This window comes from Arthrobacter sp. M4 (assembly GCF_020251205.1).
GTDB lineage: Bacteria > Actinomycetota > Actinomycetes > Actinomycetales > Micrococcaceae > Arthrobacter.
Genome location: NZ_JAIWYX010000002.1, coordinates 585,832 through 604,665 on the forward strand (window position 1 = coordinate 585,832; position 18,834 = coordinate 604,665).

Annotated in this window: 14 protein-coding genes; 1 reads left to right on the plus strand and 13 read right to left on the minus strand. The window is 64.1% G+C overall.

The window, feature by feature from the left end; all coding sequences use genetic code 11:
• Positions 1–17: 17 nt before the first annotated feature.
• The 13 genes from LD110_RS06310 to LD110_RS06370 all read right to left on the minus strand — a co-directional run bounded on the left by LD110_RS06310 (position 18) and on the right by LD110_RS06370 (position 17,486).
• A complete protein-coding gene (locus tag LD110_RS06310) occupies positions 18–506 on the minus strand; it encodes a PTS sugar transporter subunit IIA (RefSeq protein WP_225497209.1) in 489 nt (162 codons plus the stop codon).
• Positions 507–587: 81 nt separating this feature from the next.
• The gene (locus LD110_RS06315; protein ID WP_225497211.1) at positions 588–2,348 is read right to left on the minus strand and encodes a glycerol-3-phosphate dehydrogenase/oxidase; all 1,761 of its coding nucleotides are present in this window, start codon (positions 2,346–2,348) and stop codon (positions 588–590) included.
• A 70-nt stretch (positions 2,349–2,418) separates the two neighbouring features.
• Positions 2,419–3,549 carry a GuaB3 family IMP dehydrogenase-related protein gene (locus tag LD110_RS06320; protein ID WP_225497213.1) on the minus strand — a complete coding sequence of 377 codons (1,131 nt, stop codon included), beginning with the start codon at positions 3,547–3,549 and terminating at the stop codon, positions 2,419–2,421.
• 52 nt (positions 3,550–3,601) lie between these two features.
• Positions 3,602–5,452 (minus strand): ABC transporter ATP-binding protein, encoded by a 1,851-nt coding sequence (locus LD110_RS06325; RefSeq protein ID WP_225497214.1) that lies wholly within the window; start codon positions 5,450–5,452, stop codon positions 3,602–3,604.
• A 70-nt stretch (positions 5,453–5,522) separates the two neighbouring features.
• Positions 5,523–7,034 (minus strand): IMP dehydrogenase, encoded by a 1,512-nt coding sequence (guaB, locus tag LD110_RS06330; RefSeq protein WP_225497216.1) that lies wholly within the window; start codon positions 7,032–7,034, stop codon positions 5,523–5,525.
• Positions 7,035–7,215: 181 nt separating this feature from the next.
• A complete protein-coding gene (locus LD110_RS06335; protein ID WP_225497218.1) occupies positions 7,216–9,273 on the minus strand; it encodes an acyltransferase family protein in 2,058 nt (685 codons plus the stop codon).
• Positions 9,273–11,324: an acyltransferase family protein gene (locus LD110_RS06340; RefSeq protein WP_225497220.1), complete on the minus strand. Its 2,052-nt coding sequence runs from the start codon at positions 11,322–11,324 to the stop codon at positions 9,273–9,275. Before LD110_RS06340 ends, LD110_RS06335 begins: the two co-directional genes overlap by 1 nt.
• A 135-nt stretch (positions 11,325–11,459) precedes the next feature.
• Complete coding sequence (locus LD110_RS06345) at positions 11,460–12,587, minus strand: NAD(P)/FAD-dependent oxidoreductase (protein WP_225497221.1); 1,128 nt, start codon at positions 12,585–12,587, stop codon at positions 11,460–11,462.
• Positions 12,584–12,940, minus strand: coding sequence for a hypothetical protein (locus tag LD110_RS06350; RefSeq protein WP_263854939.1), 357 nt, complete (start codon positions 12,938–12,940; stop codon positions 12,584–12,586). Before LD110_RS06350 ends, LD110_RS06345 begins: the two co-directional genes overlap by 4 nt.
• Positions 12,941–13,052: 112 nt before the next feature.
• On the minus strand, positions 13,053–14,690 hold the full coding sequence (locus LD110_RS06355; protein WP_225497223.1) for a helix-turn-helix transcriptional regulator: 1,638 nt from the start codon (positions 14,688–14,690) through the stop codon (positions 13,053–13,055).
• A 198-nt stretch (positions 14,691–14,888) separates the two neighbouring features.
• Complete coding sequence (groL, locus tag LD110_RS06360) at positions 14,889–16,499, minus strand: chaperonin GroEL (protein WP_225497225.1); 1,611 nt, start codon at positions 16,497–16,499, stop codon at positions 14,889–14,891.
• Between the two features lie 86 nt (positions 16,500–16,585).
• Positions 16,586–16,882 carry a co-chaperone GroES gene (groES, locus tag LD110_RS06365; RefSeq protein ID WP_225497227.1) on the minus strand — a complete coding sequence of 99 codons (297 nt, stop codon included), beginning with the start codon at positions 16,880–16,882 and terminating at the stop codon, positions 16,586–16,588.
• A 193-nt stretch (positions 16,883–17,075) separates the two neighbouring features.
• On the minus strand, positions 17,076–17,486 hold the full coding sequence (locus LD110_RS06370; protein ID WP_225497229.1) for a hypothetical protein: 411 nt from the start codon (positions 17,484–17,486) through the stop codon (positions 17,076–17,078).
• Positions 17,487–17,604: 118 nt separating this feature from the next.
• Between LD110_RS06370 and LD110_RS06375 the strand changes: the two genes are divergently transcribed.
• The gene (locus LD110_RS06375; RefSeq protein ID WP_225497231.1) at positions 17,605–18,834 is read left to right on the plus strand and encodes a class I SAM-dependent methyltransferase; all 1,230 of its coding nucleotides are present in this window, start codon (positions 17,605–17,607) and stop codon (positions 18,832–18,834) included.

Sequence of the window (18,834 nt, forward strand, 5' to 3'; positions counted from 1 at the left end):
GACTGCCCCTACCGACGCTAGTGGTCGAAGAACACCAGGCTGGAGTTGATGAGTTCGGAGATGACTTCCGGGTCATGGGCGCGGCGCAGGGATTCGCGGAAAGACTCTTTGGAGAGTGAGCGTGCCATGGTCGCCAGCACTTCCAGGTGGTCGGAAAACGAACTGGCAGGCGTTGCAATCAGCAGGACGAGGTTTGCGGGGCCGTCGGCGGCGCCAAAATCGAGGGCGTGGCCGAACTTGGTGACCCCGACGGCGATGGAGATTCGGGACACGTGCTCGCTCCGCGCGTGGGGCAGCCCGATCCCTCCGGGCAGCCCGGTGGCCATCTGGTGCTCACGGGAATTGACCTGCGCCAGGAATGCCTCAAGGTCGGACACACGGCCAGCAGCGTGCAACCGGGTTGCCAGCTGGGCCGCGGCATCCAGCCTGTCCGTGGCCTCCATCTCGAGGACCACCATCTCCGGGGTAGTCAGATCGGCATCGTACCGGTCGAATGCTTCCGCCAAGTCGTGTCCCTTCGCTGCGGCCGGTAATTTTGGGGTGGCCGGAGATTGGTGCGGCCGGAGGGACCGCAAGCCGGAAAGCGTTCAGCGCAGCGGCACGATGTCGTCCACGCCCATCCTTGCGGCATCGGCGGACTCGTCGTCCGGCTGCTGCTGGCTCAGCCGTTCAGCTTCAACCCGGGCCAGATAGTGCCTGATTTCGCCTTCCCGCTGCGCTTCGCTCCAGCCAAGAATTCCTCCCATTAGCTTAGCGACTACCGGCACGGCGGACACACCCCGGTCCCAGGCCTCGATCGAGATGCGGGTACGCCTGGTCAAAACGTCGTGCACGTGGCGGGCGCCCTCGTGCGTGGTGGCGTAAACAACTTCAGCTGCGAGGTAATCATCGGCTCCGGGCAGTGGCTGCGACAGTTCCGGATTCTCCGCGATGAGATCCAGTACTTCCGTCGCCAGTGAACCATAGCGGTTCAGCAGGTGCTCCACGCGCGCGACGTGGACCCCGTAGGCCTCGGCGAAACGTACCCGCCGGTTCCACGCGGCCCGAAAACCCTCGGCACCAAGCAGCGGAATTGTTTCGGTGCAACTGGCGGCTACCCGTTCGTCCATGGCTCGGGTGGCCTCATTGACGGCGTCCTTGGCCATCACGCGATAGGTGGTGAACTTGCCGCCGGCCACCACCACCAGCCCGGGCACCGGGTGCGCCACCACATGTTCACGTGACAACTTGGCCGTGGATTCGTTCTCCCCTGCGAGGAGCGGGCGGAGACCAGCGTAGACCCCTTCCACGTCTTCGCGCGTCAAGGGCCGTTTCAGGACCCTATTGACGTGTTCCAGGACGTAATCGATGTCCTTGCTGGAGGCCGCCGGATGCGCCTTGTCCAGGTTCCAATCGGTATCAGTGGTGCCGATAATCCAGTGCCGCCCCCACGGGATGACAAATAGCACTGACTTCTCGGTTCGAAGGATCAGTCCCACCGTGGACTGGAAGCGGTCACGTGGCACCACCAGGTGTATGCCCTTGGAGGCCCGGACTTTGAGCTGTCCGCGGTCCGTGACCATCGCCTGGGTCTCATCAGTCCACACACCGGTAGCGTTGACCACTTGCTTGGCCCGCACGGAAAAGACGCTGCCGTCCTCCTGGTTTTCCACTTTGGCCCCGACCACCCGCTCGCCTTCGTGCAGGAAATCCACCACTCGCATGCGGTTGACGGCATGGGCGCCGTAGTGGGCAGCAGTCCGGACGACGTTAACGACGAACCTGGCGTCGTCCACTTGGGCGTCGTAGTAGCGGATGGAGCCCACAAACGCCTCGTCCTTGAGGCTCGGCGCGGCGCGAAGAGTGCCCCGGCGGAACAGGTGTTTGTGCATCGGCACTCCTCTGCTGTGCCCGCTGGTGATGCCGAGGGTGTCGTAGAGGACGATGCCGGCGCCAACGTAGGGCCGCTCCCAGAAGCGTCGCGTCAGCGGGTAGAGGAACGGCACCGGGCGAACCAAGTGCGGAGCGATGCGTTGGATCAGGAGTCCCCGCTCCTGGAGGGCTTCCTGGACCAGTCCGAAGTCCAGCATCTCCAGGTAGCGGAGGCCGCCGTGGATGAGCTTGGAGGATCGCGAAGAGGTTCCCGAGGACCAGTCGCGCGCCTCGACGATGCCAACGCTGAGTCCTCGGGTGACGGCGTCCAGGGCGGCCCCGGCACCAACGACTCCGCCTCCAACGATGAGGATGTCGAGTTCTTTCCCAGGTTCGTTGGTGCTCTTCAGGGCTTCGATCGACGCTGCCCGGGACTCAGGACTGAGGGCTCCTGGACTCGGATCCCTGCCTTGCCTGCCGTCTGCATCGTTGCTCATCGGGTGCCTCCCATCGCACACATGCCCGTAGTTCCCCTACCCTACTGGCTTCCCCTGGTGATCGGCAGGTTTAGTGGTACGGCGAAACCACCACGTCAACGCGCTGGAATTCCTTGAGGTCCGAGTAGCCAGTGGTGGCCATTGAGCGGCGGAGCGCGCCCACCAGGTTGGACGTTCCGTTGGTGTGGTGGCCCGGCCCAAACAGGACCTCCTCGAGCGGACCAACGGTACCGACGTTGACGCGGTCGCCGCGCGGCAACTCCAGGTGGTGGGCTTCCTGGCCCCAGTGCCAGCCCTTGCCCGGCGCTTCATCGGCGCGGGCCAGTGCGCTGCCCAGCATCACTGCGTCGGCACCCATGGCGATGGCCTTGACGATGTCCCCCGAGGTGCCCATGCCGCCGTCGGCGATGACGTGGACGTAACGACCGCCTGACTCGTCCATGTAATCGCGGCGGGCCGCAGCGACGTCGGAAATGGCCGACGCCATGGGCGAGTGGATGCCCAGCGCCCGCCGCGTGGTGGTGGTGGCGCCGCCACCGAAGCCCACCAGGACACCGGCGGCACCAGTGCGCATCAGGTGCAGGGCCGGTGTGTAGCCGGCGGCGCCGCCGACGATGACGGGAACATCGAGTTCGTAAATGAACTGCTTGAGGTTCAGCGGCTCGTGGTTCTTGGAAACGTGCTCGGCTGACACCGTGGTGCCGCGGATAACAAAGAGGTCGACGCCGGCAGCCAGCACGGTCTTGTAATGCTCCTGGGTACGCTGCGGCGTGAGGGCACCGGCAACGGTGACTCCCGCTGACCGGATCTCGGCGAGGCGGGAGCTGATCAGCTCCGGCTGAATCGGCGCCTGGTACAGCTCCTGCATGCGGCGGGTGACCGTGGGGCTGCTGGTCTCGTCCGCGAGGCCTGCGATCTCGTCAAGGATTGGCTGCGGGTCCTCGTAACGCGTCCACAGTCCTTCAAGGTCCAGGACACCCAGACCGCCGAGCTTGCCGAGCGCGATGGCCGTTGCCGGCGACATGGCGGAGTCCATGGGGGCTGCGATGACGGGCATGTCGAACTTGTAGGCGTCAATCTGCCATGAGACGGAGACGTCCTTGGGGTCGCGCGTCCGGCGATTTGGGACAATCGCGATGTCATCCAGGGAGTAGGCACGACGCCCACGCTTGCCACGGCCAATCTCAATCTCATAAGTCACTGGACTAGGTTATCCCAACGGCGGATCGAGAACTGGCGCTGCTTCCGCGCCGCTATTCGGCGGTTGTCAGCTGGGACTCGAACATCCGGTAGTAGCGGCCACGCAGCTCCACGAGTTCCCGGTGGGTGCCTTGTTCCACGATCCGGCCATCTTCCAGCATGTAGATCACGTCCGCCTTTTCGATAGTGGCCAGGCGGTGGCTGATGGCGATCATGGTGCGGCTGTGGTCCGCGAACAGTCGGCTGAAGATTCGGTGTTCGGCGAGGGCGTCGATTGCCGAGGTTGGTTCATCCATCACCATGTAGGACGCTTCGCGGTAGAAATTCCGTGCCATGGCCAGTCGTTGCCATTCGCCGCCAGACAGGCCGCTGCCCTTGCGTCCGCGGGGATCCTCCATCCAGTTGCTGACGTGGTTATCCAGGCCGTTGGGCAGCTTCCTAATGAAGTCCATCGCTTCGGCGTCATCGGCAGCCTGGCGAATGCGCCCGTCATCCCGTGGCGCATCGACGTTTCCGAAGTGGATGTTCTCCGCGGCGGTGGCGAACTCGTATTTCAGGAACTCCTGGCTGAGCACCGCCAGGTGGCGGTGCCAGCTGGTGACGTCGACGTCGGCGAGGTCCACGCCGTCGAGCAGGACCTGGCCGGAGTCCGGAGTGTAAAGTCCGGCAAGAATCCTGATCAGCGTCGACTTACCCGCACCGTTCTCCCCCACGATGGCGATGTGCTGGCCCTCGCGGATAGTGAGCGACACACCCTTGATGACTTGGATATCGCTGCCCGTGTAGCTGAATCGGACATCGCGGAGCTCCACGCTGCGGGGAGGAGCTGTCAGCGGAGTGCCGGCCCCGGCACGGGCGGGCAGGTTCATGAACAGTTCATAGTCCTTGAGGTTGGCCAGGTCTTCGTCGATGTAGCTGAGCGAAGACACGAGGTTGTTGGCAGTGGAAAGTGCCCGGCTGACTATTTGCTGTACGTAGAGGAACTGCCCGACGGGCTGAACGCGCGAGATGATCTGGCCTACCACCCAGATGAGCGACACCACTTCGGCGCCGTACTGGAGCGAGTCTGCGGCCAGCTGCTTGGGGATGTAACGACGTTGGAAATCGAGCCTGCGCCGTTCATCCGCGTCGCGCAGCCTGGACCGCAGCTCCATGAGGTAACCGACAATTCCGTAGAGCCGCATTTCCGCAATGTGCTGAGGACGCAGGAGGTTCGTCTCGATCATGCGCCGCTGGCGGCGTGAATCCACCTGCGTGTTCCAATGCGCCATCTGCTCGCGGGAGAGCTTGAACTGCAGGTAAACGCTCGGCACGATCGCCACCAGCACGATCGCGGCGATCCACCAGCTGACCAGGACCAGGGCACCGATAGCCAGGATCACGGAGACAGCCTGCGTGAAGATCGCGGCGATGCGGTCAAGGACGCGTGCATACGAATCGGAGAACCGCTTGGCGCGGTCGTAGAGGTCTACCGTTTCCTTATCGTCGTACCGCCAGAAGTCCAGCGCCAGGAAGCGCTCGTACATCAGGTCGCCCACGATCGCGCCCACCCGGAAGCTCATGAGTTGCTGGATGAATCTGTCAACACTGCTGAAGCCGCCCCAGAACAGCCCCAGCGCGGCAGTGACTATGACGTACACGACGGCCCGTCCGCCGGCGTCGGGGTCACCTGCATAACCGGCCGCAAGCGCCGTCGTCGTTAGGGCCGCGAAATACGTGGTGACAAGCGGAAGGAGGGCGGAAACCAGTGAACCGGCCACCTTCATGATGACGGCGGCCGGCGAGGCGCGGAAACTGACGCGCAGTACCTGCACTACGGCGCGAAGATAGGGCTTGAACGCGAGCTTGCGCGCCAGGTCCCGTTTGGGCCCGAACTCAGGCGGATGCCGCGACGGCGTGGACATGCACCCAGCCTAAGCCCGGCGCTGCAAAGGGGCTTCCCACAATGGGAAGCCCCTTTGTAAGCCAAATCCGTTACCGCGAACCGTAGTTGGGTGCTTCCACCGTCATCTGGATGTCGTGGGGGTGGGATTCCTTAAGGCCTGCCGCCGTGATGCGCACGAACTTCCCGCGGGCCTTCAGCTCAGGAATAGTGGGGGCACCCGTGTAGAACATGGTCTGGCGCAGGCCGCCAACAAGCTGGTACGCCACAGAGGCGAGCGGACCGCGATAGGCGACACGGCCTTCGATCCCTTCGGGGATGAGCTTGTCGTCGCCGGAGACGTCCGCCTGGAAGTAGCGGTCCTTGGAGTAGGAGGTGTTCTTGCCCCTGGACTGCATGGCACCGAGCGAACCCATCCCGCGGTAGCTCTTAAACTGCTTGCCGTTGACGAAGATCAACTCGCCCGGAGACTCGTCACAGCCTGCCAGCAGGGAACCGAGCATCACGGTATCGGCACCGGCCACGAGGGCCTTGCCGATGTCGCCCGAGTACTGCAGGCCGCCGTCGGCGATCAGCGGAACGCCGGCCGGAATGGCTGCTTTGGCGGACTCATAAATGGCGGTGATCTGCGGAACCCCGACGCCGGCAACAACGCGGGTGGTGCAGATGGAACCCGGACCGACACCAACCTTGATGCCGTCGGCACCGGCGTCGATGAGGGCTTGGGCGCCTTCGCGCGTGGCTGCCTGGCCGCCGATAATGTCCACGTGGGCAGCGGCCTTTTCCTTCTTGAGGCGGGTGATCATGTCCAGCACACCCTGGGAGTGGCCGTTGGCGGTGTCCACGAACAGGGCGTCCACGCCGGCGTCCACCAGTTTCATGGCACGCTCCCAGCCGTCGCCGAAGAAGCCGATTGCTGCACCGACGCGCAGGCGGCCTTCGTCGTCCTTGGTGGCGAGGGGGTACTGCTCGGCCTTGGTGAAGTCCTTGGTGGTGATGAGGCCCTTGAGGCGGCCCTGGTCATCAACCAGCGGGAGCTTTTCGATCTTGTTGGTGGCTAGCTTCGCGGACGCTTCCTCACGGCTGATACCCACGTGGCCGGTGATGAGCGGCATCTTGGTCATGACATCGCTGACGCGGCGGATGGGGAAGTCCGACTCGGGGACGAAGCGGGTGTCGCGGTTGGTCACGATGCCCAGCAGGCGGCCGTCAGGGTCGACGACGGGCAGGCCGGAGACGCGGTAGCGGGAGCAGAGTTCGTCCAACTCCAGGAGGGTTGCCTCGGCATGGATGGTCAGGGGATTGGTGATCATGCCGGACTCGCTGCGCTTCACGCGGTCCACCTGGTCAGCCTGGTCATCGATGGCTAGGTTGCGGTGGATTACTCCCAGGCCGCCTTGGCGCGCCATGGCGATAGCCATGCGGGACTCCGTCACGGTGTCCATTGCGGCGGACAGCAGCGGCGTGTGCACGGTGATGCGCTTGGAGATACGCGAAGAGGTATCAGCCTCGGACGGGATCACTTCAGTGTGCCCCGGGAGGAGCAGGACGTCGTCGTACGTCAGGCCAATGAAGCCGAAAGGATCGTGTTCGGGCTGGGTCATGAGTGCGCCTCTTACCTTTTTTCTGGGGGTTGCTCTGGTAGGGGTTGCAGCTGATGACCAGCCCGTCATTACGGGTCTGGTCCGTGCATGGGTATTGAGTAAATATTAGAACCTTCGCGCCGTTCCCCATATTCCACGGAGGCAATGTGAGCAATGGCACGGCCCCGGCGCTGTTGGCACCCTAGTCCCAGCCCGTGGAAGCCAGGAGCCGTTCCTTGAACATGGGAATCATGGTCTGCACGTAAGTCTTGGTCAGGTGGTTGTCGTCCTTGTAGACGTACACGTTGCCGACCACGGCCGGGCAGGTTCCGTTGGCGCAGATGAGGTCGCTCAGGTCCATGAGATGGAGCCGCGGAACCTTGCCCACGTAATCGTCCAAGGGCGATGACTCTGCCAGGGATTCGGCAAGGGGCGCGTTGCAGTCCGGGGAATCCGGGCCCTTCTTCTGCACGCATTCAGGCATGTTCATGGAGAAGCGCGGATTGTCCCGGACGCCGACCACATCGATTCCGGCATCCGTGAACGGCTTGATGCCCTCCAGGTACCCGGGCACTTCCGTCTCGAAGGGCGCCTCAACGTGTGTCAGGGAGGCCACCGTGAATACGGCATCGAGCTTGTGCTCAAGGACATAGGCGGCACTGGCCTTGTTGAAGGCGTTACAGTCGGCATCCCGTTCCGCGGATTCGGCGCCGAAGCGGCAGTTGCCTTTAAGCAGCGTCACCACTTCCCAGCCACGTTCCTTGGCGATGGGTCCCAGGGCCGCCATGTACTGCTGTGCGTGGGAGTCGCCCAGCACCACGATTCGCTTGGTGACCTTCTCCGGTTTGCTGTTCTGGAGGCAGCCCTGCAGCAACGGATTACTGGGGACGTTTTGGTCGATGCAGAGCCCGTCGATGTCCGCCCACTCGTCTTTCATGGCGGCGGGCGCCGGAATGATCTTGGCTTCCGGCGTCGGTTTCCCGGCATTCTCCGGTGCCAGCACGGCGGCGCCCGGCGTCAGTTCCCTGGGCTGGGCGGCAATGGCCGCCGTTTCGGCCGTTAGGTTGCTCTGCCATAGCGCTGCCGGTCCGGCGAGGATGGCGCCGCAAGCGGCTATAACGATGGCGGTTCGCCAACTGCGGCGCTCGGGCCAGGACCAGTCACGCAGCGGACGCTCCACGAAGCGGGTAGTGCCAACCGCCAACACCAGCGACGTGGCAAGGACCCCCAGGCCCTGCAGCAGGTTCGGCGCATGCGTGTCAGTGGCAGCCAGGAAGAACACGAGAACCGGCCAATGCCACAGGTACAAGGCGTAGGAGTTGTCCCCGAGCCCAACCAACGGACGGGACGAAAGGATCCTGTCCACGCCAATCGGGCTGCCGCTCTGGCCTGCGACGATGATTGCCGCCGCAGCAAGGGTGGGCCAGAGCGCGACGAAGCCTGGGAACGAGCGGTCCACGGTGAGGACCAGCCCGCAGGAAAGCATGGCCGCCAGCCCTGCCCAGCCCAGCACGACGCGCAGGGCACGTCCCGGCTTCAGGTACGGGATGGCGAGGGCCAGGAGTGATCCGAGCGCGAATTCCCAGAGCCGTGTCCTGGTATCAAAGTAGGCGTAAGCCTGGTTGCCGGCAGTTTCGGTTATGGAGAACGCCAGGGAGGCCAGGAAGATCCCGCCGAAGGGAACGGACAAGACGGCAGCGTAACCGAGTCTGGGGAATGGTCTCCGCAACAACCGGAACGCCAGGGCAGACACCGCAAAGATGATTGGCCACAGGATGAAGACCTGGCCCTGGATGGACAGCGACCAGAAGTGCTGCAGCGGGCTGGCTCCGGAATGGTCCTGCGCATAGTAGTCCACGGCAGTGTCCGCCAGGAGCCAGTTCTGCCGATAGAGCAGGGAGGCCCAGGCCTCGCTAAGGACATCGGGCCAGCGGCTTTGGGGAAGGATGATCCGGCTGGCCACCAGCACGGCCAGGATCACAACGACGACGGCGGGCAGCAGGCGCTTGAAGACGTGCAGCCAGTGCCGAACAAGTCGCAGTGGCTTACCGGCCTCCACTTTCCTGACGAAGGAAAGCGTCATGAGGAATGCCGAGACGAGCAGGAAGATGTCCACTCCGCCGGACACCTTGCCAAGCCAGATGTGATAGGTGGCCACCATCAAAACGGCGAGCGCCCGCAGGCCCTGCACCTCCGGCCGAAAGGCGGAGGCCGCCGTCGGGGTTTTCCTTGGTGAGGGGACCGTGCGGGTGGCTGTCATCAGGTCCACCCCGTGGCTGACAGGAACATTTGCTCGAAGTACGGGGCCAACGTGGACATGTAGGTCCGCGTGACGTGGTTGTCGTCCTTGTAGACCATCACATTCCCGATGACGGCCGGACAGGTCTTGTCATTGCAGAAGAAGGACGTGAAGTCGAGGAAGGCAGTCGCCGGTATTTGCCCGGCTATTGCATCGGCCGGGTTCGTGTCGGCGAAGATGGCATGCCGGTTGGCGTCGCAGGCTGAGAAATTGTCCTTGTGGCTCGCCAGGCAGTCCGGCACCGGCTCCTTCATGCGGGGAGTGTCCCGGATGGCCACCACGGGGATGCCTGCGTCGTTAAGCCGCTTCATTTCGGACACCCAGGATGCGTCCACGAATTCACTGGTGCCGGGATCGGCGTCCGTCCTGGTGCTGGTGGTCAGCACGAGGTCCGGCTTCATGGCTATCGCCTTCTCCAGTGTTTCCTTGTTGAAGTCCACGCACTCCTGGGTGATCTTCTTGTCCTTGGTCAGGGTGACGGGACAGTACCCCTTGGTGATGACCTGCACATCCCAGCCGCGTTTGTCCGCCAGTTCCAACAGGGGCGTAGACCAGACATGGGCGTGCGAACTGCCAAGGACAAGGATCTGCTTCGAAGCGAAAGGCTTGTCATTGGAACAGATATTGGTGAGGGCGGCGTCGTCGGATTTGCAGCCGCCGTCGAACACCGGCCAGTCGCCGGCAGCGAGTTCCACACTGGGGGCCAGCGGAGCGGACTTGTCCGCCTGGTCCACGTAGTTCGCGTCGAAGACGCGGGCCCCGGGGTTGTCGCGGTAAGCGCGCTCCGCTGCGGCCGCCTTCTCCCACTGCTGGTATCCCGTGAATCCGCCCAGCGGCACGCAGGCAGCGGCCAGGCAGGCGACCACGGCGATGGCTGCCCGCCTACGCCTTACCTCGGGCCACTTCCATTCGCGGAGCGGCTTTTCCACGTACTTTGTGGTGAGGAAGGCAAGCACCAGGGAAAGCGCGACAATAACCGTTCCGGAGAGCCAGCCGGCGTGGTCCTTGCCGCTCCAGGCCAAGGCAATGACTAGGATCGGCCAGTGCCACAGGTACAGGGCATAGGAGTTGTCACCAAGACGCACCAGGAACTTGGAGCTGAGGATCCGGTCCACACCCAGGCGGCTGCCCGACTGCCCGGCAACGATGACGCAGGCCGCGGCGAGGGTTGGCCACAGCGCCACGAAGCCGGGAAACGCGGTCTGGACCTGCAGCAGAATGCCGCAGCTCAGCATGGCGGCAATACCCAGCCAACCCAGGACGACTCGCGCTGATTTGGCGACGTAGAGCCCCGGCAGGACCAGCGCAACCAGGGTGCCAAGCGCGAATTCCCACAGCCTGGCGAACGTATCGAAGTACGCGAGCGCCTGGTTGGTGGCGGTGAAGATGATCGAGTATGTCAGTGACACCAGGAAGATGGCGCCGAAAATGTATGTCAGCAGTGCCCGGTAACGGAGTTTGTACCGGTGCGCCAACCACGCGGCACCGGCAAAAATGATGGGCCACAGAATAAAGACCTGGCCCTGGATGGAGAGCGACCAGAAGTGCTGCAGCGGGCTGGCAAGGCTGTGATCGGTGGCGTAGTAGTTGACCGCTGCCTTCTGCAGCACCCAGTTCTGGTAGTAGAAAAGGGACGCCCAACCTTGATTGAGGATGTCGACCCACCGGCTGCGCGGCATCAGGAAATATGCGGCCAGGAGCGTAGCCGTAAGGACAACTACGACGGCGGGTAGAAGTCTCCGGAACAGATGGAGCCAATGCCGGATCAGGGCCCTGGGCCTCTGCTGCTCAAAGCGCCCCGTGAACTGCAGAGTCATGAGGAACGCAGAGATGAGCAGGAAGACATCCACTCCCCCGGACACCCGGCCGAACCAGATGTGGTAGGACACCACCATCAGGACCGCTAACGAACGCAGCCCTTGGATTTCAGGACGAAACTTGGATTTGGCCGCGGCTCCTTCGGCCCGCCTGGGTCTGCGGGGAGAAGCATGGATTCGTGCAGTCGTGACCAAAAAGTTTCCTCAAGCTGTCTGAAATCAAAACATCCATGGTATCGGCGCAAGTGGCCGTCCCGCCAAACCGGGCCGTTCGGTGCACCCACGCAGAGCCTGCCAAACCGAGTGCAGTCGCGGGCCATCCCTAAACCATTAAGGCACCGGAACCTTGGAGGATCCAGAGTGTCCGCTGTGCCTACTCTGGCCAGTGCCCGCGCTGCCAGGTACGGGAATCCGGCCAGCGAGGTAGCGAGCGTCACGGCATAGGCCCGGAAGAGTGGCAGACACTGCCGAGAACATGAACTCCCTGCCCAGGAAATACAGGCCAGGCACCGAGGAGGCCACGCCGCGACGCTGCAGTACGCGACCGTCGTCGTCAAGGATGGGAGCGTCCACCCAGCCAAAATCGTCCCGGAAGCCAGTGCACCAGACTACATTCGCGACATCCAATATGCGACCGTCACCGGTCACGGGCTTGCCGTCCTGCACGCCTACGATCCGGGGCACGGTTTGGACTCCGGCAGCAAGCAGATCAGCGATCTTGGTCCGGACCAGCGGGGCACCGTGGGCCAATATTCCCTTCGCCGCTTTACGTCCGATCGGGTTGTTGAGATTGAGGACGTTCTGGCCGACGAACTTTACGATCGGCAGGACGTAGCGCGCTCCAGTCCGGCCGTGGCGGACGGGAACCTCGGCTGTGGGCTTGCCGGATAGCAACGTGGCGTGTGTGCGGCTGAGCTCAAGGGCGATCTCCGCACCGGAGTTTCCGGCGCCCACTACCAACACTGTGCCCTCCTGCATCTGGGTGGGGTTGGCGTATTGCGTTGAGTGCAGGCTAACGATGGTGGGGTCCAGTTGATCGGCGAATGGAGGAACCTTTGGCTCCTGGTTGCCGCCCGTGGCAACGACGACGTTCAGCGCCTCCCAGCGCTGCCCACCGGCGTCTACCACCCAGCGATCGTCCTTGCGCCAGAGCCGGTTCACCCGGACGCCATGGATCAGGGGAAGCTCAAAATGCCGCGCATAGACCTCCAGGTAGTCCGCTAGTTCATCTTTGGTAGGGAAGGACAGGGGATCGCCGGGGAAAGGCAGGCCAGGAAGGCCGCAGTACTTCGCCGGCGTAAACAGGCGCAGGGAATCCCACCGGAGCCGCCACGCATCGCCAACCCTGCGGTGGGAATCGACGATCACGAAGTCCCGGTTCTGTTGTGCCAGGTAATAGCCCATGGCCAAGCCGGACTGGCCTCCGCCGATGACGAGGGTGTCTAAGGTGGTGTTCATCGTGCTGGCTCCTGTTCTGGAAGGCCCTTTAAGTCCGGGCCGGCTGTTGCGGGGGATAGAACAGTCCCTGGATGACCTTCGTGGCGATACCGAATGCACCACACGAGCATCAGCGCCGAGGTCACCACGTAGAAGGAGTGCAGCATCCACACCGGCCCGGCCGGGAGGTCGAACACGTAGATCGAATGCACCAGGTTGGCCACGTTGGTGATAACGATGTTGCCGATGCTGTAGGAGGCAAGGTCCTTGGTCCGTGACGCCTTCACGAGCATGGGAAGCATGCTCGCCGCAAAGAGGACCGTGGAGACGGTGCCCGCAATCACGGGGACACTGATCATTGGGACGTTGTTCATGGCATCAACGCTAGGAGCAGGGATGGTGTGTCCGCGTCGGACAAATGACCCATTCCATGCAGCACGGTATGGGTATTTCGGCGCACGCCGCGGGCAGGCCTGCGCCGGATGGCTAGGTGATCAGGCCGTGCTCGTAGGCGTAGGTGGTGGCAGCCACGCGCGAAGATACGCCGATCTTGGTCAGGATGTTGCTGACATGGCGTGCCACCGTTTTCTCACTGAGGTAGAGCTTCTTCGCAATGACCTTGTTGGGGCTGCCGGCGGCTACCAAGCGCAAGACTTCCAGCTCCCGGGCAGTCAATGGGCCATGGCGCTCCCCCGCGGCGTCCATGCTGAGTCCTGCCACCTCCGACAGTGCAAGAGCGGCGCCCATGTCCGCGAAATCGGCTTTCGCGGCTTCAAATTCCATCGCGGCAGAGTCCTTGTCATGCATTGCCGCGCAGGCCCTGCCAGCCATGACCCGGCAGCGCGCAGCATCGTACGGAGACTCCAGCCCGTACCACAGCCGCCATGCCTTCCGGGCCTCGGCCAACGCCGCGGACGGGTTGCCCTCGGCGAGCAACACCGCGGCCTCTGACTGGGCGCCTAACGCCCGCTCTAACGTCAGGCTGCCTGGGTGGATTGGACGTGACAGCTCATCTGCAGCTGCCCGCGCCGCAGCAATGTCACCAACAGCGAGTTCGGCCTCCACCAGGGCAGGCAGCAGTCGGCAGCGATTTGCCGGATCCGCGACGGAGAGTGCCCGCCGCAGCAGCGTTTGGGCTTGCGGTGCCTTGTGCTGGGCCAACCTCAGCAATGCAAGGCCAGGCAAGGGCTCATAGCCTGTCCGGCCTGCCTGAAGGTACGCCTGTTCGGCCTGCTCGAGGTCCCCCCGGAGGCGGAAGACTTCCGCTTCCTGGTACCACCCACCGTAGGCGGCGTCAGGGTCGCCCCTGCTGGCCCTGTCCCGGGCGATCCGGGCCGCGGCCAGCGCCTCGTCCCAGGCCCCGTGCAGGATGAAGAGTTCCGCCCGGTGGGATTGGCATTGTCCGCTGAACATCACCATGTCCGGTCGGCCGCCGCACCAATGGTCCAGTGCCGCAGTCCATTCCTGTGCCCGGCGCACGTCCATGGCGAGCCGGCAGCTGCCGATCACCGCGCAATAGATGATCCCCGAGGGAATCGCCGAGATCTCACCTGCCGTTACGGCGACCATCACCTCGTCCAGGAGCTGAAGGCCTTCCTGTGGAAATCCGAGCGACAGCCGCGAGGTCCCGAGTCCCAACCGACCGAGTGCCACCAGGTCCCTGTCCTGGACCCGCTGGCCGATGTCCAGCACCTGGGTGAACAGTTCATGGGCGGCAGCCGGGTCTCCCCCGTAGAGGGCGCCAAGTGCCGGAGGAATGAGGAGGAAGCCTTCCGCCTGGGTAGGGCCGTCAACGTCATCCAGCAGGCGGCGCGCCCGGGCCATCCATCCCGAGCTTCGCGCCTGTTCGCCGCTTTCTGACAGGTAAAGCACAAGCCACGCGGCGCACCGTGCCGCGGATGGCACGTCACCCAGCACCAGGTACTCGTCGTAGGCGCGGCACAGGATATCCACGCCCTCCGTTGAACGTCCCAAAAGCAGTGCCGTTGAAGCCATCTGCTCCAGGTCCTGGGCCGGAAGGCCGCCCTCCGTGTCGGCCTCCGCGAAACAGTCGAAGGCGTCGCTCCACCTGTGCTCGGCGAAGGCCGAGCGTCCAAGATCCAGCGCTGTCGCCGGCACCGTCATGGTCCACCCCGATTGGAACCGCGCGCGGTGTGGAACACTCCACCGCGCGGACGAGCAACGGCGAGCGCCGCCGTCGTCCTAGCGTCAGGCTACCGCCGCCGTCGAGGCCCCACAAGGCAAAAAGCAACGGCCCCGTCCCGTACGAACTAGTCGTCGGGACGGGGCCGTTGCTGGCAGCGCTACGTTACGGGCTACAGGCTAGTGCGAGTGGCCTGCGTGCTCGTCTTCCTCAGCAGCCTTCTCGGCGACCAGGGTCTCGGTAGTGAGAACCAGGGCGGCGATGGAGGCGGCGTTGCGGACAGCCGAACGGGTGACCTTCACGGGATCGATCACACCGGCGGCAATGAGGTCCTGGTACTCGCCGGACTTGGCGTTGAAGCCGTGGTTGTCCTCGAGCTCGGAAACCCGGGACACAACCACGTAGCCGTCGTAGCCGGCGTTGTGCGCAATCCAGCGCAGCGGCTGCGTCAGGGCGCGGCGGACAATACCGACGGCGGCCGCGGCGTCGCCCTTCAGGGCCTGGACGTCAGCATCCTCATCCAACGCCTTGAGTGCGTGGATGAGGGCCGAGCCACCGCCGGAAACGATGCCTTCCTCAAGGGCGGCACGCGTTGCGGACACGGCGTCCTCGATGCGGTGCTTCTTTTCCTTGAGTTCAACCTCGGTTGCGGCGCCGACCTTGATCACGCCGATGCCGCCGGCCAGCTTGGCAAGGCGTTCCTGCAGCTTCTCGCGGTCCCAATCGGAATCGGTGCGGGTGACCTCAGCACGCAGCTGCGCAACGCGGGCCGCAACGTCCTCGGCCGAGCCTGCACCGTCCACGATGGTGGTGTTGTCCTTGGTGACGGTGATGCGGCGGGCGGTACCGAGGACCTCCAGGCCAACCTGGTCCAGGGACAGGCCGAGCTCAGGGGATACCACCTGGGCGCCCGTGAGCGTGGCGATGTCCTGCAGCATGGCCTTGCGGCGGTCGCCGAAGCCCGGTGCCTTGACGGCGACCACGTTCAGCGTGCCACGGATACGGTTGACTATCAGCGTGGACAGAGCCTCGCCGTCGACGTCTTCCGCGATGATGAACAGCGGCTTGGAGGCCTGCAGGGTCTTCTCCAACAGCGGCAGGAAGTCCTGCAGGGAGGAGATCTTGCCCTGGTTGATCAGGATGAGGGCATCCTCCAGGACAGCTTCCTGGCGCTCCGCGTCGGTGACGAAGTACGGGGACAGGTAGCCCTTGTCGAACTGCATACCCTCAGTGAGGACCAGTTCGGTCTGGGTGGTGGAGGATTCCTCGATCGTGATGACGCCATCCTTGCCCACTTTGCCGAATGCTTCGGCCAGGAGCTCGCCAACTTCTTCGCTCTGCGCGGAGATGGCGGCTACGTTGGCTACCTGGCTGCCTTCGACCTCGCGGGCGTTGTCCAGCAGGCGGGAGGCAACGGCCTCGACCGCGACCTCGATGCCGCGCTTGATCTCGCCCGGAGCTGCGCCGGCGGCCACGTTGCGGAGGCCTTCCTTGACCAGGGCCTGCGCAAGGACGGTGGCGGTGGTGGTGCCGTCACCCGCAACATCGTTGGTCTTGGTGGCGACTTCCTTGGCCAGCTGGGCGCCAAGGTTCTCGTACGGGTCGTCGAGTTCGACTTCGCGGGCGATCGTGACGCCGTCGTTGGTGATGGTGGGGGCGCCCCACTTCTTGTCCAGCACGACGTTGCGGCCGCGCGGGCCAAGAGTCACCTTGACGGTGTTGGCCAGCTTGTCGATGCCAGCCTCAAGGGAGCGGCGGGCAGCGTCATTAAACGCAAGCTGCTTTGCCATGGTTGTGTCCTTTCAAGACGGAAAACCCGCACCGCAGACTGCGCCGGATTTGATTCGGGCAGGACTGCGGTGCGGGCTCCAGGGAGTTACTTGACGACGATCGCCAGGACGTCGCGGGCGGAGAGCACCAGGTACTCAGCGCCGCCGGTCTTGACTTCGGTTCCGCCGTACTTGGAGTAGAGGACAACGTCGCCAACGGCAACGTCGACGGGCACGCGGTTGCCGTTGTCGTCAACGCGGCCGGGGCCTACTGCGACAACTTCGCCTTCCTGCGGCTTCTCCTGTGCGGTGTCCGGGATGACCAGGCCGGAAGCCGTGGTCTGCTCAGCTTCGAGCGGGCGGACAACAATGCGATCCTCAAGAGGCTTAATCGAGACCGACACTCGGATCTCTCCTTTTCATGAGTTAGTACATGGACTATCAAGCTAGGGATGCCGTGTCCTGCCGTCGTCGCGGTGCCGGCAGGGGCCTGGCGGAGGGTTAGCACCCTCAGGGGGAGAGTGCTAATGATGACTTTAGGCAAGGCGTTAGCACTCGGTCAAGGCGAGTGCCAGAGTTTCGTCACCGGCGGACGCGTTAGCTGCCCGCCAAGTCATCAAAGTCGACGTCGTCACCGTCGTCCGCCGGGCCCGCGCCGCGGTTCAGCATCAGCACGACGCCCGCTGCAACAGCCAGTACGCAACCCAGGATCAGTCCGATAATCCCGCCTAGGCGGGTTCCTGAGTAGCTGTCCCGGATCTCCCGGGCCTCCTCCGTGGCGTCCTGGATGTCCTTGCCATTCACGGAATACACAGTGGCGTTGAAGGAATCCAGGGCGAAGATGATGAGCAGGAGCACTGCGCACAGAACGGCGATGGCTATGCCGACTGCGAGGGCCGGACGGGCGAAGGTTACCGCCCAATGCTTCTGGGCGGGCACTTGGGCTGGGGTGTCTGATTCGTTGTAGTCGTCATAGTCATCGGGCCGCGGCGCTGCACTTTCTACCATGTTTCAACCCTATAGCGCTGTTCTCTCCGCGCGCCGGGCTGTGAAGCCGTTGTGAAGCGCGGGTTGACGGAGTTGTCCATCATGAGCCCACCCACGCAGCGCAGCTAGGCTTGAATCCATGGCTGACACAACTCCGGACCAGATCGCGCCGCTGCTCACTACCGAGGGGTGGGAGCTACTGGCGTCCCTGGGGCCATACAGCGAAAAAGATGCCTTCAGCCTCAACGACTCCCTGCGCAAAGCCGGGCACTCCCCGGACCTTGTGTCCGCCGTTCTTACCCAGTCCCGGCTCAGGACCCGTGCCGAGGCGAAGTTCGGTGAGTTCGCGCGGCAGATGCTGTTCACCCAGGCTGGGCTGGAACAAGCCACGCGGCTCACCGTGGCGGCACGGCACGCCGACAGGTTCGCGAGGGCCGGCGTCTCCCACGTTGCAGACCTGGGCTGCGGGCTCGGCGCCGATTCCATGGCCCTGGCCTCACTGGACATCCGGGTCACCGCGGTGGAGAAGGATGAGACCACAGCAGCCTGTGCCACGATCAACCTGATGCCCTTTCCGCATGCCAGCGTAGTCCATTCGGACGCGACGTCGGTCCCGCTGGACGGCGTCGACGGCGTCTGGCTGGACCCGGCCCGGCGCACCACCTCGTCCTCGGGCACCACGCGGATCTGGGACCCGGAGGAATTCTCTCCCCCGCTGTCCTTTGTGGAGTCGCTCGCCGATTCGGGCCGCGCCGTCGGGGTCAAAATGGGACCCGGCATGCCGCACGAGTCTGTCCCCGCCAACTGCGAAGCACAATGGGTTTCCGTTGGTGGCGACGTCACCGAAGTCACGCTGTGGTTCAACGCCGTCGCCCGCCGCGGCGTCCGGCGCGCCGCACTGGTGCTGGGCCCGCAGGGCGCCGCGGAGCTCACCAGCGGCGAGGACTTCGACGGCGGCCCGGCAGCCGCCGTCGGGCCCGTGGAAGGCTACCTGTACGAGCCGGACGGCGCGGTGATCCGGGCGGGACTCGTGGCTGACGTGGCGGCGCAGCTCGGCGGCCATCTTGTCGACGAGCACATTGCCTACATTTGCGCCCCGCAGTTCCATGACACGGCGTTTGCCCGGGCCTACCGCGTCCTGAAGGTCATGCCGTACAACGTCCGGGTGCTGAAGGCCTGGGTGAAGGACAACGGAATCGGCATCCTGGACATCAAGAAGCGGGGCACGGCCGTGACGCCGGAGGAATTGCGCAGGCAGCTGTTGCCCGGAAGTAAAGCCACCGCCAAGGGCCGGGGGACCAAAACGGCCACCCTGGTCCTCACGCGGATCGGTGATGACAGGGTGGCCGTTTGGGCAGAACCGGTTTAG